Annotated in this window: 13 protein-coding genes; 2 read left to right on the top strand and 11 right to left on the bottom strand. The window is 62.5% G+C overall.

Translation table 11 applies throughout. The features are described from left to right. The first annotated feature begins 4 nt into the window (after positions 1-4). Positions 5-2101 (top strand): penicillin-binding protein 1C, encoded by a 2097-nt coding sequence (pbpC, locus tag ACQ4W4_RS11320; protein ID WP_436542346.1) that lies wholly within the window; start codon positions 5-7, stop codon positions 2099-2101. Here pbpC and ACQ4W4_RS11325 read toward each other — a convergent pair whose 3' ends face one another. The 4 genes from ACQ4W4_RS11325 to ACQ4W4_RS11340 all read right to left on the bottom strand — a co-directional run bounded on the left by ACQ4W4_RS11325 (position 2102) and on the right by ACQ4W4_RS11340 (position 7233). After that, on the bottom strand, positions 2102-3724 hold the full coding sequence (locus ACQ4W4_RS11325; RefSeq protein ID WP_436542092.1) for a type VI lipase adapter Tla3 domain-containing protein: 1623 nt from the start codon (positions 3722-3724) through the stop codon (positions 2102-2104). It abuts the gene before it with no gap. Between the two features lie 113 nt (positions 3725-3837). Continuing rightward, positions 3838-6156 (bottom strand): T6SS effector phospholipase Tle3 domain-containing protein, encoded by a 2319-nt coding sequence (locus tag ACQ4W4_RS11330; protein ID WP_436542093.1) that lies wholly within the window; start codon positions 6154-6156, stop codon positions 3838-3840. Between the two features lie 110 nt (positions 6157-6266). Further along, on the bottom strand, positions 6267-6500 hold the full coding sequence (locus ACQ4W4_RS11335) for a hypothetical protein (protein WP_436542094.1): 234 nt from the start codon (positions 6498-6500) through the stop codon (positions 6267-6269). 52 nt (positions 6501-6552) lie between these two features. Then, entirely contained in the window at positions 6553-7233 is a 681-nt protein-coding gene (locus ACQ4W4_RS11340; RefSeq protein ID WP_436542095.1) for a hypothetical protein, read from the bottom strand. A 161-nt stretch (positions 7234-7394) separates the two neighbouring features. Here ACQ4W4_RS11340 and ACQ4W4_RS11345 point away from each other — a divergent pair, with 161 nt between their 5' ends. After that, positions 7395-7913 carry a hypothetical protein gene (locus ACQ4W4_RS11345; RefSeq protein ID WP_436542096.1) on the top strand — a complete coding sequence of 173 codons (519 nt, stop codon included), beginning with the start codon at positions 7395-7397 and terminating at the stop codon, positions 7911-7913. A 1-nt stretch (position 7914) separates the two neighbouring features. On the opposite strand, the gene ACQ4W4_RS11350 is transcribed toward ACQ4W4_RS11345, so the two are convergent. The 7 genes from ACQ4W4_RS11350 to ACQ4W4_RS11380 all read right to left on the bottom strand — a co-directional run bounded on the left by ACQ4W4_RS11350 (position 7915) and on the right by ACQ4W4_RS11380 (position 15088). Then, entirely contained in the window at positions 7915-8193 is a 279-nt protein-coding gene (locus tag ACQ4W4_RS11350; RefSeq protein WP_436542097.1) for a hypothetical protein, read from the bottom strand. Positions 8194-8298: 105 nt separating this feature from the next. Next, entirely contained in the window at positions 8299-9645 is a 1347-nt protein-coding gene (locus ACQ4W4_RS11355; protein ID WP_436542098.1) for a sigma-54-dependent transcriptional regulator, read from the bottom strand. Further along, positions 9632-11548, bottom strand: coding sequence for a sensor histidine kinase (locus tag ACQ4W4_RS11360; RefSeq protein ID WP_436542099.1), 1917 nt, complete (start codon positions 11546-11548; stop codon positions 9632-9634). The genes ACQ4W4_RS11355 and ACQ4W4_RS11360 overlap by 14 nt, the downstream gene beginning before the upstream one ends. Before the next feature lie 234 nt (positions 11549-11782). Next, positions 11783-12574 carry an ABC transporter ATP-binding protein gene (locus tag ACQ4W4_RS11365; protein WP_034786306.1) on the bottom strand — a complete coding sequence of 264 codons (792 nt, stop codon included), beginning with the start codon at positions 12572-12574 and terminating at the stop codon, positions 11783-11785. Positions 12575-12585: 11 nt separating this feature from the next. Further along, entirely contained in the window at positions 12586-13395 is an 810-nt protein-coding gene (locus ACQ4W4_RS11370; RefSeq protein ID WP_436542100.1) for an ABC transporter permease, read from the bottom strand. Positions 13396-13437: 42 nt separating this feature from the next. After that, entirely contained in the window at positions 13438-14439 is a 1002-nt protein-coding gene (locus ACQ4W4_RS11375) for an ABC transporter substrate-binding protein (RefSeq protein WP_436542101.1), read from the bottom strand. A 412-nt stretch (positions 14440-14851) separates the two neighbouring features. After that, entirely contained in the window at positions 14852-15088 is a 237-nt protein-coding gene (locus tag ACQ4W4_RS11380; RefSeq protein ID WP_436542102.1) for a hypothetical protein, read from the bottom strand. Positions 15089-15393: the final 305 nt, after the last annotated feature.

Here is a 15393-nt window from a genome sequence, read left to right on the forward strand (position 1 = left end):
TGTCATGGGTTGCTTGCTGGCCAGCCCGGTCTTCGCCGAGGCGGTGCTGACGCCGGCCCAGGTGCAGGCCGCCTACCGCAGTTCGGAAGCGCAATTGCTGGACCGCGGCGGCGCGCCGCTGCAATCCTTGCGCGTGGACATGAAGGTGCGGCGCCTGCCCTGGGTGCCGCTGGCCGACATCTCGCCCGCCGTGCAACAGGCCGTGCTGCTGGCGGAAGACCAGCGCTTCATGCGCCATGGCGGCGTGGATGTGTCCGCGCTGGCCACGGCCGCCTGGGATAATCTGTTTTCGAAAAAGCCCCGGGGGGCCTCGACCATCACCATGCAGCTGGCGGGCCAGCTCGACGCGGACTTGCAGGCTCAAGCGGGCGGACGCAGCCTGCGCCAGAAATGGGACCAGATGCGTGCCGCCCAGGCGATCGAGGATAGCTGGAGCAAGGCGCAGATTTTCGAAGCATATCTGAACCTCGTATCGTTCCGTGGCGAGCTGCAGGGCGTGGCGGCCGCCTCGTACAGCCTGTTCGGCAAGGCGCCGTCGGGCCTGAACCAGACGGATGGCGTCATCCTGGCCAGCCTCGTGCGGGCGCCGAACGCGCCGGCGGCCACCGTCACGCGCCGCGCCTGCGCGCTGGCGAAGGAATGGCGCATGGACAGCAGCTGCCAGCTGATCGGCCAGCGCGTGCAGACGGCCTTGCAGCGCACGGCCCTGTACGCCGACCTGGCCCCCGCGCCGCAAGTGGCGCAGCAACTGTTGAAGCAGCCGGGCGCGCAGGTCGCCAGTACCCTGGACGGCGCCTTGCAGCGTTTCGCGCAGGACAACCTGCGCCAGCAACTGGCGTCCTTGCGCGAGCGCAATGTCAACGACGGCGCCATCATCGTGCTAGACAACCGCAGCGGCGAGATCCTCGCCTATGTCGGCAATGCGGGCGGCAGCCACGTCGATGGCGTGACGGCCCTGCGCCAGGCCGGTTCCACATTAAAACCATTTTTGTATGAACTGGCCATCGAGCGCCGGCTGATGACGGCCGCCTCCGTCATGGACGACTCGCCGCTCGACGTCGCTACGGCGTCCGGCATGTATGCGCCGCAAAACTATGACCGCAATTTCAAGGGTTACGTCAGCGCCCGCACCAGCCTGGCCAGTTCGCTCAACATTCCCGCCGTGCGCACGGTGCTGCTGACGGGCCAGGACGGCTTTTATAACCGCCTGAAGGAAGTGGGCCTGTCCAGCCTGACGGAACCGGCCGAATACTATGGCCCTTCGCTGGCGCTGGGCTCGTCCGAGGTCACCCTGCTGGAACTGGCCAACGCCTATCGCGCGCTGGCCAATGGCGGGTTGTACAGTACGGCCAGCCTGCAGCCGGGCCAGGCTGGCAAGGATAGACGCCGCGTGATGGAAGCGGGCGCCGCCTTCATCGTGGGCGACATCCTGGCCGACCGCGCCGCGCGCAGCATGACCTTTGGTTTACGCAACGAACTGGGAACGAATTTCTGGAGCGCCGTCAAGACGGGCACGAGCAAGGACATGCGCGACAACTGGTGCATGGGTTACTCGGCGCGCTACACGGTGGGCGTCTGGGTGGGCAACTTCGATGGCAAGCCCATGTGGGACGTGTCGGGCGTGACGGGCGCCGCGCCCGTGTGGCGCGACGTCATGGATTACCTGCACAAGAACGTGCCCAGCCACGCGCCGAAAGCGCCGCCAGGCGTGCTGCAGCAGATGGTGGCGTACCAGCCCGCGCTGGAAGCGCCGCGCCGCGAATGGTTTATCGCCGGCACGGAAAGCCCCGTCATCGCCGTGCTGGGCGACACGGTGAAGCCGGCCGCCATCGTGTATCCGGCCGAGGACAGCATCCTCGCCATCGACCCCGACATCCCGCCCGCCCTGCAGCGCGTGTTCTTCCAGGCCCAGGGCAGCCACGCCTTGCGCTGGGTGCTCGACGGCAAGGACATGGGCGGCGCAGCGGAGAGCATCAGCTGGCGCCCCGTGCCGGGCAAGCATGCGCTGGCCCTTGTCGATGGCGCCGGCAAGACGGTGGCGCAGGTGGCGTTCCAGGTGCGGGGGAATGCCTTGGCGCAGCTTGCCGCACAGGGAAAATAATCAGTTCGATGGATAATTCGCCGGGTCGATGGCTGGCGTGACGTAATGCCGCAGCACATCGCCGCCGTGCGGATGCTTTTGCGTGCGGCGTTTTTCGTCCGATGGCGGACTCACCAGCACGATGGTCGCTTCTTCCGGATTGCGCAGATTCACCACGGCGCTGACGCCGCCGTCGCGGTAGCTGCCCATCACGGCTATGGCCATCTGCACGAACAGGGTGGCCGCGCCCGTGTTGCCCAGGCGCTGGTCCGTATCGATCCACTGCGCCGTGTTGCCGCTGTCGAGTTCCGTGCCGCCATCTTCCGCATGGCTCAACAAGGTCTTGTGCAATGCAATCAGCTGTGCCTGATTGCCGCCCGTGGCGGCGACCAGGCGCGCCGGCGCGGCGGGCCGCTCGGCTTCCGGCAAGCTGCGCAGGGCCTCCTGCCAGCCCGCCTGCAAGGCGTGTTCGCGCCGGTCGCGGCGCGTCAGCGGCTTGCCGTGTTCATCCGTCATCCTGACGAACGTGGGCCTGTGGATGAAGCCGAAGGTCGGCAGGCGGTCCAGTTGGGCCAGCTGTTCCTTGTTGAAGGGCACAGGAAACCAGGGCGTGGGTTGCCAGTCTTTCGGTGGCTGATAAGTCTTGTGCTGGAGCTTGTCGAACATGCTGAAGCTGCCCGTGCCACGGATGTCGGGGCGCTGCGCGAATTGTGCGGCGACGGGCAGCCATTCGGCAACTAAAGGTGGGCGCTGCGTAATGGCTGACGGATCGCTTTCCAGGCGTGCCTGCGGCACGGTTCCTTTCAGATGATCGTATGCCAGATACAGCCGCCGCGCCACGCCGTAGGTATTCAAATCATCGACGCTGTCTTCGGGTGGCGCATCGTCATAGGCGAACTTGCGCACGGCGTCGATGCGCTCGCGCCGCGCCAGCACGAACAGGGCGGAGGCGTCGGGCATTTCGGGGATGTAGCGGCCGTCCTTGACCAGTGATGGCGAATCAATGGGCCGGTACAGATCGCGCGTGGGCGTGCTATCTTCGGAATTGAGCACGATGTAAGGTACGTCGGGGTTGGCGTCAAAAAAGGCAAACACGTCTTCCAGGATACGGTCCGGATGCTCGCTGAAGCGGCGCGGGCCGGCAATGAACAGATGCCAGTGCAGGCCGGAGGGTGCGGCGCCAGCGGCCAAACCTATTACCGGTGCATCGGGGCGGTCCAGCATGCGTGAATTAAAGATCGGTGGTTCTGCGTTAAACACGGGCACGCCAAAATACATGGGGATGTACTTTGCGCCATTTTCCAGCGCATCACCACTGCGCCCCCCCGACATCCCGGATCTTTCCATGGCATCCCATGGATATTTTTCCTTGTCCTGTTCGCGGATACTGGCATAGGCGTTTCCCTTCTGCAGGGCTTCCCACAGCTTGCCCTGACGATACTTGTCCAGGGTGACGCCGAGGCCGATAACCTCGAGCACATATTCCCGCTTTTCCTGCTCGCTTGGCGCCGCCTGCTGCACTTGCGGCTTTGCGATGGGCACAGGCTTGGACGAATGCAGCCAGCGTGCGCCAAGCAATGCGGCCGCCACGATGGGTGGGATCAGCAACAGCCATTGCAAGTGCTTCCATATTTTGCTGCTCATCGTTGCCTCCAGCAAGAAAGGTGAGTGATTGCTCAGTGCGGACCAAAGCAGTAGCAGTGCCAGTGCACCAAGGCCAGCACCGAGCGGATACGTCAAGCGAGGAAGCAAGTTGTTCATTTTGGGATGTCATCGCTGGCTTTGTGGACGACTGGCGTGATGACCGATTCGGTGCGTTTGCCCGTGACGGTTTCACACACGACGGTGGAGGGCAGGCCAGCTTCCAGGGCAGGTAACCAGGCCGGTAGCACTCCCGAACTGTAGTACTGGGCATTACCTTCGATAATTTGTCTGTGTTGTGTGGATTCAGATGCCCAATAGATACCAAATTGCGTCAAGAACTCTTCCCATCTGCGAATAGACGGCCGGTGAGGTATCAGTGCATCTCGTTGCATTCGCCAATCCGCCACCGCACACAAATACCGGTAAAACTTCGGATCGCTCGAGGCCTTGCCGCCACCGATGGCCACATCATATGCCGTCACGTTGCGGTGGTTTTCCGCGTTGCCGATGATGGCCCCGTGGAAGGATTTGGGGCTGACCTCGTTCTGCCAGCGTTTGCGCGCCTGGTTTGGGGTTTCCAGTGGATCGATGTACAGCAGGTCGCCGCCGCGCGGGTAGCGGGCCACGCGTTCCAGCTTGCGCCAGTCTCCCGGATCTTTGCCCAGATTGAGCGCTTGCTCCACCTGTTTGAGTGCCGACGGACTGAAGGGGCCATAGTTGTACTCCGATTTCCGGTCGTGCAGGGGCCGAGGATCGTCGACGACTTCCCTCGGGAGTTTTCGCACGCCTTTTTTACTGGTAATGGCGATGGCCGCATCGATCGGGTCGACCTCTTCGCAGGGTCCTTGCTGGTCGCGCGGCAGCCTGGTCTGGTCGGAATCCTTGGGGAACTGCCCAGGGCGGATCTCGCCGCCGTCCAGCACGGCGGCCCTGGGCACGCGCAAGGCTTCGCCATTGATCGTGCGCAAGCCTTCGCGCCGACCCGCCTCCGTGGAAAAGATATTCCATTTTCCGGGTTTGACGGGCGGCCACGGCGCCTCGTCATGTATGCCGCGATGGCCACGGTTGGCGCCGGCCACGTGGGCATGGTCGTCCTCGCCGTCCAGGCGCAGGGCGAAGTCGTGCGGCGGCAAGCCCACCAGCACCGGCCCGTTGTTCTTGCCGGCCGCATCGAACCGCTGTTTATTGGTGAAGACGCGCTGGTAGAATCCCGCCCCCAGTTCCGCCAGCGGCTTGCGCATTTGATACTCCTTTTCCCAATTAGTGGGACCGGCGCCCCAGATACCTCCCTCCTTCTTGCCCTTGCTTGTCGACAGGCCATGGCCGTTCTGATGATCGGGTATGCCTTGCCAGCCGATGCCTTGCATATTGTCCAGCGCCACAGTCATGTCTTCGGGGCAAAAGTACAGGTAGACCTTGCCCCGGTTGTCGCGGTCCGCTTCCGCGCGCCATGCAGCGCCCGCCATGCCGTGACAGACTGCGTGATCCTTGATCTGCGCAAAGGCGGGACTGGCATGCTTTTTTTCGACCACGCCCTGCACGATCTGCACCAGGGTTTGCAGGCGCGCATGAAAGGTCTGGCGGTCGTTGATGGCCATGTACTGCGTGCGCATGACCGCATCCTGGCCACCGCCAAAGATGCGGCTGGTTTCTGCCGCGCCGAAAAACATGGTCGTGTCTTCCTCCAGGCTGTAGGGGGGATGCGTGAGGATCAGCGTGTCGGCGGGCCGCTTGCCCTCGTCGAGCAGGAAGGCCTGTGCCAGCAGCGAGATCAGACAGCCCTGGCTGTGCGCGACGATGGAGACCACGTCATCGCTGTCGTAGTCGCGGATCATGGCGATGAGGGCCGCCAGGCGCTTGGCGGCCAGCACCATGTACATGCGCCCGGGCGCCGTCATCAGCGGGCGCACGGGGTCGCCGCCCACGTCGTAGGGCGAGAACAGCCCCTTGTTCCACATGTCGGGCAGGGTGTTGGTGGCGTTGCCGAACGGGCCGCCGTTCTTCGACATGTCCTTGTCCAGGCGATTGCCATAGCGGTCCGTGTTCTGGCCGTTGACCACTTTGCTGGCGTTGCCTTGTTCGCGAAAGCCCCAGTAAAACGGGATCACGGGGCTGTACGTCGTGTCATCAGGCTGGCGCTTGAAAAAGATGGCGTCCGGATCGGCGATGGTTTCACGCTTGTCGGCCTCCTGCGGCAGGCGGTAGGTGGCCGGGGTGAAAACGTGGCCGCCGCCATACATGCGCGCATCGAGTCCCTGGCAGAGTCCCTTTTCCACGGCGCCGAAACTGGTGCCGACATCGTTGACGCCATGGATGACGATCACATTGCCGGGCAGTTCAGGGCGGATGCGCACGATGGCTTCCTGCATGCGGTCGTAGTGCAGCAGGGCGGTACGCTTGCCGCTGCTATAGGGAAGTTTGGGATACGCCATCGCCGCTCCATGCTGGCCAGACAGGACAGCGTAGAGCGGCGGGATGGCGGATTAATTGCGTTTACGCAAGCATTGGGGAAAAGATGGCAGTGATGCCGGGAGCGATGTCGCTACCGCTTGGCCAGCGTCTTGTCGGCCAACCCCGGCGCGCCCCACAGCAAACCGAGCCAGACACAGAACGACAGGCCCCGGTGCAGCGCCACGAAGCACAGGCCGAAAATCAGGCCGCGCGCGAACGGGTTCGTGTGCGGCACGCGGGCACTATCGAGTAGGAACATCGTGGCGACGGCGGCGACCATCGTGACGGGCAGCATGAACCACCATTTGCGTTCGATGGGCGACATGGCTTCCTAAAAAAGTGGGTGTCACCGATTCTAGCGCAAAAATTGCCAAAAATTACGGCGCACTGATGATGTTCGTCAGCGCGATGCGGTACGCGGGCTGCACGTCGCCATCCTTGTCCAGCTTGTCCGTCATGATCACGCCGTAGCCTTGCGCGTACCACACGTATTCGCCGCTCTTGCCACGGCTCTTGCCACCGACGTCGCGCAGTTCGAACTTGCAGGCGTCGGGGAAGCGGCGGCCGCCCAGTTCCAGGCGTTCCCAGCCCAGGAAAGTGATCGAGAAATCGCGTTTATCGGTGCGCGTGGAGGTGGTGATCTTGTCGGACAGGCCCGCCAGCGGGTAGTGGGTGTCCGTTCGCGTGTCCGTGAACTGCACGCGCACTTCCTGGCCGGCGCGCATGTTGGCGGGGATGGCGGACTGCGGCGTGTAGACGTTCTTGCTGCGCACGGTACCGTCTTCGTTGTAGTGGATCGCGCCCGTCAGGAATACCTGGCCGTCGCGGATATCCTGGTAGGACGTGGCCAGCAGCACGCCGCCGTCGAGGATCAGCTGCGTGCCCTTTTGTTTCTTGCCTTCGAAGGTTTCCTCGACGTTGACTTGCGCATCGCCATTGTTCTTGCTGAACTTGATGCCCGTCGTCAATTCCATGCACTCGCCCACCGTGGGCGCCGCCTGTGCACCGGCGGCGGCCAGTACGCCTGCCGCCACCATCGTTTGCCATGCTGCTTTCATTGCCATCCTTGTTATTTTTAATGATGCGATGATAGCGTGCGGCTACTGTTCATGAGTGCACGATTGCCTTATGCTGGAGGCGCGGGCGGCATCAGGACCACCTGCGACTGGCATCAGCGGGCCGCGCGTTTCGCGGCAGGGATCGTTGCAGGAGTTAGCCCATGACATTACGATTATCGATATTGCTGTCCCTGCTGTGCGGCGCGCTCGCGCTGCCAGCCGCGCAGGCGGAAGATGTGCCCTATGCCATGCGCGCCGCTTCGGCGCCTGTGCAAGGCGCGCTGGATCTGGGCTTCATGAATGAGGCGCCCAACCGGAAATTCAAGCGGCGCGTGGACTTGTCCGCCATCACCCGCGCCGACGACCTGGTGATCGTCAAGGCTGCCATCAATCCGATCGTGCAATTTTTCCAGGTGACAGGGCAAGTACGCCAGCCTGCGCATGCGATACGGATGGTGACGACCCGCAACGGCGAACTGGCCTTGATCAAGCCGCCGCGTATCGATGAATACAATTATCTTCTTGCGCGCCGCTTATGCAACTGGACCGTGCATGACGCACAGACCATCAGCTTGACGGTCGAGTTCGTGGGACTCAGTCATACTCAGCTCCACTATTCCAACACCTATGTCTTTGTCGAACGCTATGGCACGTGGCTGTTCGACCGCCACGTGCTGTAGTTCAGCGCGTCGCCGCTGCGCTGGCGGCCGGGGTGTCCGGCGTCGCCACGGGCTTCCCGCGCCGCGTGCGTTTGTCCGTGCGCGTCTTGGCGGGCTTGGCGTCGTGGATCAGCTTGCCTTTGTTGTCCAGCTTGTCGGACTGGTCCGATTGCTGGCCCGGATCGTTGGCATTGTTGGTGTGGTTGCCCGTCTGGTTGACATTCGTCGTTGACTGGGCTTGTACCCAGGCGCCGCCGACGGTCATCAGGGTGGCGGCCAGCAAGAGAGCGGCGGTTTTCATGGTAGTGTCCTGTGCAAAGATGTAGATGAGCCTGCATTCTTGCACAGGAGGCCGCCCGCACGGGTAGGACGCCGCCGCATGGCTGTGTCGGCTATTTGCCCATGATTATCGAAATTGCTCCGTCGAGATATCGAAGCGCTTGAGCTTGTCGTACAGGGTTTTCTTCGGGATATTCAAAGCTGCAGCCGCCTCGATGACGTTGCCATTGTGGCGGCGCAAGGCTTCCTCGATGATGGAAATCTCGAAGGTGTCGACTTGCTCGGCCAGGGATGCCTCGCGGCAGCCGGCCGGGCTCAGGGTATCGTCGAGCAGGCCCAGCACGAAGCGGTCGGCCACATTGTGCAGTTCGCGCACATTGCCGGCCCAGCGCTGCGCCATCAATGACGCGATCAGTTCGCCGCTGACGAGGGCGGCCGGCTGGCCATAGCGCAGCGCCGCCTGCAGCACGAAAAACTCGAACAGCAGCGGGATATCCTCGCGCCGGTTGCGCAGGGCGGGGAGCGTGAGGCTGGCCACGTTCAGGCGGTAGTACAGGTCGGGACGGAATTTCCCCTGTTCCGCCAGGACATTCAAATCTTCCTTGGCGGCGGCGATCACGCGGAAATTGACGGAAATCAGCTTGTTGGAACCGAGGCGCTCGACTTGCCGCTCCTGCAGCACGCGCAGCAGCTTGACTTGCAGGGCCAGCGGCATGCTTTCGATTTCGTCGAGGAACAGGGTGCCGCCGTTCGCGTATTCAATCTTGCCGATGCGCTGGCGCTGCGCCCCCGTGAATGCCCCTTCCTCGTGGCCGAACAGTTCCGATTCAAAAATCGATTCGGGCAGGGCGCCGCAGTTGATCGCCACGAAAGGGTGGTCGCGCCGTTCGCTGAAGTCGTGCAGGCAGCGCGCGATCAGTTCTTTTCCCGTGCCCGTTTCGCCCAGGATGATGATGTCGGCGGACTTGGGCGCCAGGTTCAGCACCAACTGGCGCACCTTGGCCATGGCCGCGCTGCGGCCCACGATGCGCGCCTCGATGCCGACCCGTTGCTCGAGCTGGCGGCGCAAATTCATGTTTTCCAGCACCAGATGGCGTTTATCCAGGGCGCGGCGGCATACTTCCACCAGCAGGTCGGCGGAAAACGGTTTTTCGATGAAGTCGTAGGCGCCGCGGCGCATCGCGCCCACGGCCATCGACACGTCGCCGTGGCCCGTGACGAGGATGACGGGCAGGCTGGCATCCTGCGCCACGGCGATATCGAGCAGTTTCAAGCCATCCATGCCGGGCAGCTTGATGTCGCTCAATAAAATGCCGGCAAATTCGGGCACCAGGTAGGGCAGCGCTTCCTCGGCCGTGGCGACGGCCGTCACTTGCAATCCCGCCAGTTCCAGCGATTGCCGGGCGCCCTTGCGCACGACGGCGTCGTCTTCCACCAGCAGCACTTGCATGCCTTCAAAATTATTCTCGTGCATCGGGTGTTTCCTCTGTCTCTGTATTCTTTTCCCCCGGGGCGCAGCTCAGGGTGATGGTAAATTGCGCGCCGCCCCCTTCCTGCGCGCTGCGGTTGCGTACGGCCAATGCGCTGCCGGCCGCGCGCAGTATGCCAGCGCTGATCGACAATCCCAAGCCCAGCCCGTGTTCCTTTGTGGTATAGAAGGGGTCGAAGATCTTGTCCAGCGAGGCCAGCGGAATGCCGGGGCCATTATCGGTGATATGCAGCACGGCGAGGTCGCCTTCGCGGCGCACCTGGAACCAGATTTGCACTGGTTCGCTTTCCGGCACGGCATCCATGGCGTTGGTGATCAGATTAGTAAACACCTGTTCCAGGCCGATGGCGTTGCACAGCACGATGATGTCGTCCTCAAGCCAGCTTTCATGCAGGGTCAGGCGTTGCGAATTCTTGCGCGTGCGCATTTGCAGCATGGTTTGCGCAAACGCCTGGCGCACGCTGACGGGTTTGCGTGCATCGCCGCTGCGCCGCGCAAAGCCTTTCAATTGCGAGGTCACATAGCCGAGGCGCTTGACGAGGTCGGAAATGGTCGACAGGTTGTCGAGCGCATCGTCGATCTGGCCCCGCGCCAAAAAGACCTTGGCATTGTCGGAAAACGTCTGCAGGGCGGCCAGCGGCTGGTTCAGCTCATGCGTGACGCCGGCCGCCATCTGGCCGATAGCCGCCAGCTTGCCGCTTTGCACCAGTTCCGCCTGGGCGTAGCGCAAGGTCTGCTCGGCCCGCTCGCGCTCGGCCACTTCTGCCTGCAGGCGGCCGTTCGCGTGTACGAGGTCGGCCGTGCGCTGCTCGACCTTGATTTCCAGCTGTTCATAGGCACGGGCCAGCGTCTGCTGCGCGTTGAGCTTGTCGGCGATGCGGCGCCGGCGCTGGCGCGCATACATCAGGGCCAGCAGCAGCAAGGCCCAGCCCAGCGCGGCGGCGATGGCCGCGTTGCGCGCCGCCTCGTTGACCTGGTCGAGTTCGGCCAGCACCGTGATTTGCCATTGCAGCGGACCGAGCGCGCGGTTCACGGCCAGGTAGTCCACCTTGTCGGCGCTGCCGGACAGGGCGGGGATGTCGCCCGTCTGCGGACGCTCCAGTGTCATGACGCTGGCGCCGTCGGCGAACTGGCGCTGCACCTGGTGCGGCAAGATGGGCAGATTTTCTTGCAGGAACTGGCGCTGTTCGCTGATGTCTTTCTTGGCGGCAGGCGACAGCGGGGCCAGGGTCTTGAACTTGAAGGCGGGTGTGGTGGCGAGAATGATCACGCCATTCGCATCCTTGACCCAGATCTGCTCGCCCGCGCCGGGCGTGCGCCACGATTGCTCGATCCAGTCCAGGTTGACCTTGGCGGCGACGATGCCGATGATGCGCCCGTCGCGCTGCACGGGCTGCGAAATGAAATAGCCGGCCTCGAAGGTGGAAAAGCCGATGCCGTAGAAGCGGCCGATGCCGCCCGCGATGGCGTTCTTGAAATACGGACGGAAACCGTAGTTGACGCCCACATACGAGCTGCGGTCTTGCCAGTTGCTCGACGCCAGGGTCGTGCCCTTGTCGTCGAGCACGTAGACGGCGAAGGCGCCCGCGCGGCGGTTCATGTCGACCAGATAGGCGTTGATCTGCGTAACCTTGTCGGCGCTGGGCCGCTCCAGCAGCTGCGCCACGGCATCGCTCTGGGCCACGGCCAGGGGCAGGAATTCGTACTTGTTGAGGGCGCCGCCGATGGACGCCGCATACAGTTCCGCGCGCGAATCGAGCGTGCGGTGCAGTTCATCGAGCTGGCGCTGCTGGACCCAGGCATACGAGGCCCACGTCAGCGCGGCCAGCGAGCCCACGGCCAGCAGGGGGCCGAGCGCGGGTCTCAGGGTCCATTTGCCGAATGCCATGGTGCTCCGTGTGTCGGGTTAAGCTTGCGTGCGCAGCAAAGAAGGAATGGTAGTGTACGGCGGGATTCACCCGAATGGGTGAATCCTGATTTATGACTGACATGCAAACTTGCAGTGTCTGACAAAACCGTAGCGAGCGGAAGGGAGAGGTGGCCGAGAAGCGGAACCGTACTCTAGTACGGTGAGCATCGCAGGCCGCCTATACCGACGCGCAGTAGGTTTGGTCAGACACCACTAATCTGCTGTGCTGGCCATGGTTTCGGCATTGTGATGACGTTGCTGCTCTTCCATCACCATCTCGCCCAGCATGCGTTTCAAGCGGTTGAACTCGGGGTCGCTCGGGTCGCGCGGGCGGGGCAGGTCGATGGCCACATCGCGCTTGATGGTGCCGGGACGGTAGGTCATGACGATGGTGCGGTCGGCCAGGTAGATCGATTCCTCGATCGAGTGCGTGACGAAGACGATGGTGGTGCCGAAGACTTTCCAGATTTTCAGCAATTCATCTTGCAGGTTGCGCCGCGTCAAGGCGTCCAGCGCGCCGAAGGGCTCATCCATCAGCATGATCGGCGAATCGAGGGCCAGCACGCGGGCAATGGCCACGCGCTGGCGCATGCCGCCGGACAAGTCTTTCGGGTAGCGGGCACGGAATTCCGTCAAGCCCAGCATGCTCAGCAGCATGTCGACCCGTTCCTTGATCTCGGCCGGCGTCTTGCCGGCGATTTCCAGGCCAAAGGCGATATTGCTCTCGATGGTCATCCATGGAAACAGCGCGTATTCCTGGAACACCATGCCGCGGTCGGGACCGGGTTCGGTGATCAGCTTGCCGCCGGCCAGGATCTGGCCCGACGTCGGCTGCGAAAAGCCGGCGATGGCGTTGAGCAGGGTCGACTTGCCGCAGCCGGATGGCCCCAGCAGGCAGATGAATTCGCCGCTGGCGATTTCCAGGTTGATATCCTTCAGGGCGATGACGTCCGCGCCGCCCGTGGTGAAGATTTTATTGACTGCATTGATATTGATCGTGGTCATGGCCGTTCCTCTCAGTGTTCCAGGCCGCGGTGCCACTGCAGCAAATGATTATTCAGGGCATTCATGGCGATATCGATGGCCAGGCCGAACAGGCCGATGGTGAACATGCCGGCGATAATCTTGTCGGACCAGAAGTACTCGCGCGCTTCCAGGATGCGGAAACCGAGGCCGCTGTTGACGGCGATCATTTCCGCCACGATCACGACGATGAAGGCCGTGCCCATGCCGATGCGCGCGCCGGCCAGGATGTAGGGCGTGGCGGCCGGCAGGATGACGCGGCGGAACATGGTCATCTGGCTGGCGCCCAGGTTGCGCGCGGCGCGGATATAGATGCCGTCGACCTGGCGCACGCCGGCGATGGTATTCATCAGCACGGGAAAGAAGGAACCGATGCTGATCAGGAAGAAGGCGGGCGGGTTGCCCAGGCCGAACCACAAAATCGCCAGCGGGATGTAGGCGATGGGCGGAATCGGGCGCAGCACCTGCACCAGCGGATCGAACAGTTTATAGATGGTCTTGTTGGTGCCCATCAGCAGGCCCAGCGGCAAGGCCAGGCCGGCGCCGATGGCAAAGCCGCCCAGCACGCGCGACAGGCTGGCCCAGGCGTCATGCGGCAGTTCGCCGGAGAACATCCACACCAGGTAATTGCCCGCTTCGGGCGTGTACGCCTGCATGGGGATCAGGTATTCATACCACTTCACGACCACGGCCACGGGCGAGGGCAGGATTTGCGGATTGATCCAGCCAAACGTCGACATGGCTTGCCACAACAGCAGCACGGCGACGGGCACGGCGGCGCCGTGCGCGAAGCGTCTCATCATTTGAATATTCATCGTGACACTTTCAGATTAGCGTGGTCGTGATTAGCGTGGTGCGTAAGACTTCTTGGCTTTTTCCAGCAGGTCCAGCTTGACCCAATCCTGGGCGGCAGGCGCCTTGGCCATGCGGCCGACGCCGAATTTCACCATGTAGTCGGTGGTCAGCTGCACGTGGCTCTGCGTGATGTCTTCCGTGAAGATGGCGTTGTCGATGGCGTCGCGGTAATCGTCGGACGTGATCTGGTTCTTGAACATCGATTCGCGCACGTATTTTTCCGCCAGTTTCGGGTCGGCAAGGAAGGCGCGCGTGGCGGCGACGAAGCAATCCATGAAGCGCTGGGCCACGGCAGGTTTCTCTTTGTACATCTTTTCCGTCATCACGAGCGCGCGCACGGGCTCGCCCAGCGGCGTGTCGTAGGGCTTGATGATGGCCGCGCCGTATTTCTTGTGGATGGCCTGGGTCGAGTACGGCTCGGACTGGCTCATGACGTCGATATCCTTGGTCAGCAGCGCCTGGTTCAGGTCCGGGTAGCCCATGTACAGGATCTGCACGTCCTTGCCCGGCTTGTCGGACCAGGTCAGCTTGGCCTTGGTCAATTCGGCAAACAGCAGGATCTCCTGCGGGCCGCCGCGCGTGACGCCGACTTTCTTGCCTTTGAGGTCGGCGATGCCCTTGATGTTCAGGTCTGGGCGGCCGACGATCTGCACGCCGCCCTTGGCGAAGCCGCCCACCAGGTACACGGGCAAGCCAGTGGCGCGGCCCGTGATGGCCGCTTCCAGCGCGCTGGCGGACACATCGATTTCGCCGGCGATCATGGCCGGCACGATGTCGAGGCCCTTGGCGAAGATGCGCTCTTCAATTTTCAGGTCGTATTTCGGCGCGATTTCCTTCATGTAGGCGACGGCGCCGTAATGGGCGAATTTCAGGTTGCCCAGGCGGACCAGGTCGGCCGCGTGGACGGCCAGCGGGAATTGCGCGGCCAGTGCGACGGCCACGGTCAGTGCCTTGGTGTTCAGGAAGGACGAGATGCGGAAGGTGCGTGCCATGCTGTTGTCTCCAAAAGGTAGATGGTTTTTATATTCGGTGAGGCTGCCGCTCTGGTGGCGGTTATGAAAATATAAAAGCATCTTCCGTGCCAGTGGAGCGCATTTTGACGTTTATTGCAAGTGATTGTTTATAAAGGTTTAATTTGCATCTATTGAAAATGGGAAATGACGGGATTCCGTCTTTCCGCACGTAGAGAGAAAAGACTGTGCGGATTGCCGCATTTTGATTGGCTGCTACGGTGCCGGCTTGTACTGCCGCATGCCGGTGAACCTTCAGGGCGTGGCCGACTCCAATCGTAAAAAAACGCGTTGCAAACAGGCCGGCAACGCGTAACTCCCCCGTGGAGTAGGAGCGGCGCCGCAGGGACGCCTGATGGATGGGCTTGGCGTCTGCCGGCCTCGACTCCAGGCTTTACTTCGGCGCCGTGGCGGGCGGCAGTGCCGGCGCGGTGGCCGGATCGGTCAGCGGGGCAGGCGGTGTTGTGTTGCCCGGGCCCGCTTCCGGCGTGGCTGGCGTGACGGGAGCGGGCATCACTTGTGGGGCGGAAGCGGGGTTGGGCGCCGTTTCCGGCAGCGGCGCTTCGGCGGGTTTTTTGCAGGCGGACAGGGTGATCAGGGCGGCGGCGGCCAGCAGAGTAGGCATGTTCATGATGGTTCCTTTGCAAAGTATCAAGATGGGTTGGCGCGATGCGGACGGCGGGTGCCGCGCGCGAAGCTTGAATTTATTACAAGAATGCCGACGCTTCTGTTCGCTATTTCACTTTGTGCGCGCATGGAGGCACAGCGGTTTAGATGCTTTTTATAGATGCCCAAGAGAAATAATTCAGTAAGGCAATATTTTTCACTTTCTTGCTTCTAATGTTCGTTAACGCACAGACCAGTGAGTAGCAGGATGGCATTCTGTGCCCAGACGCTCAGGATTCGTGGTGTTCTGGTATAAAAATTGCCAAGAAC

Source organism: Janthinobacterium glycogeni, from assembly GCF_051380725.1.
Classification (GTDB): domain Bacteria; phylum Pseudomonadota; class Gammaproteobacteria; order Burkholderiales; family Burkholderiaceae_D; genus Janthinobacterium.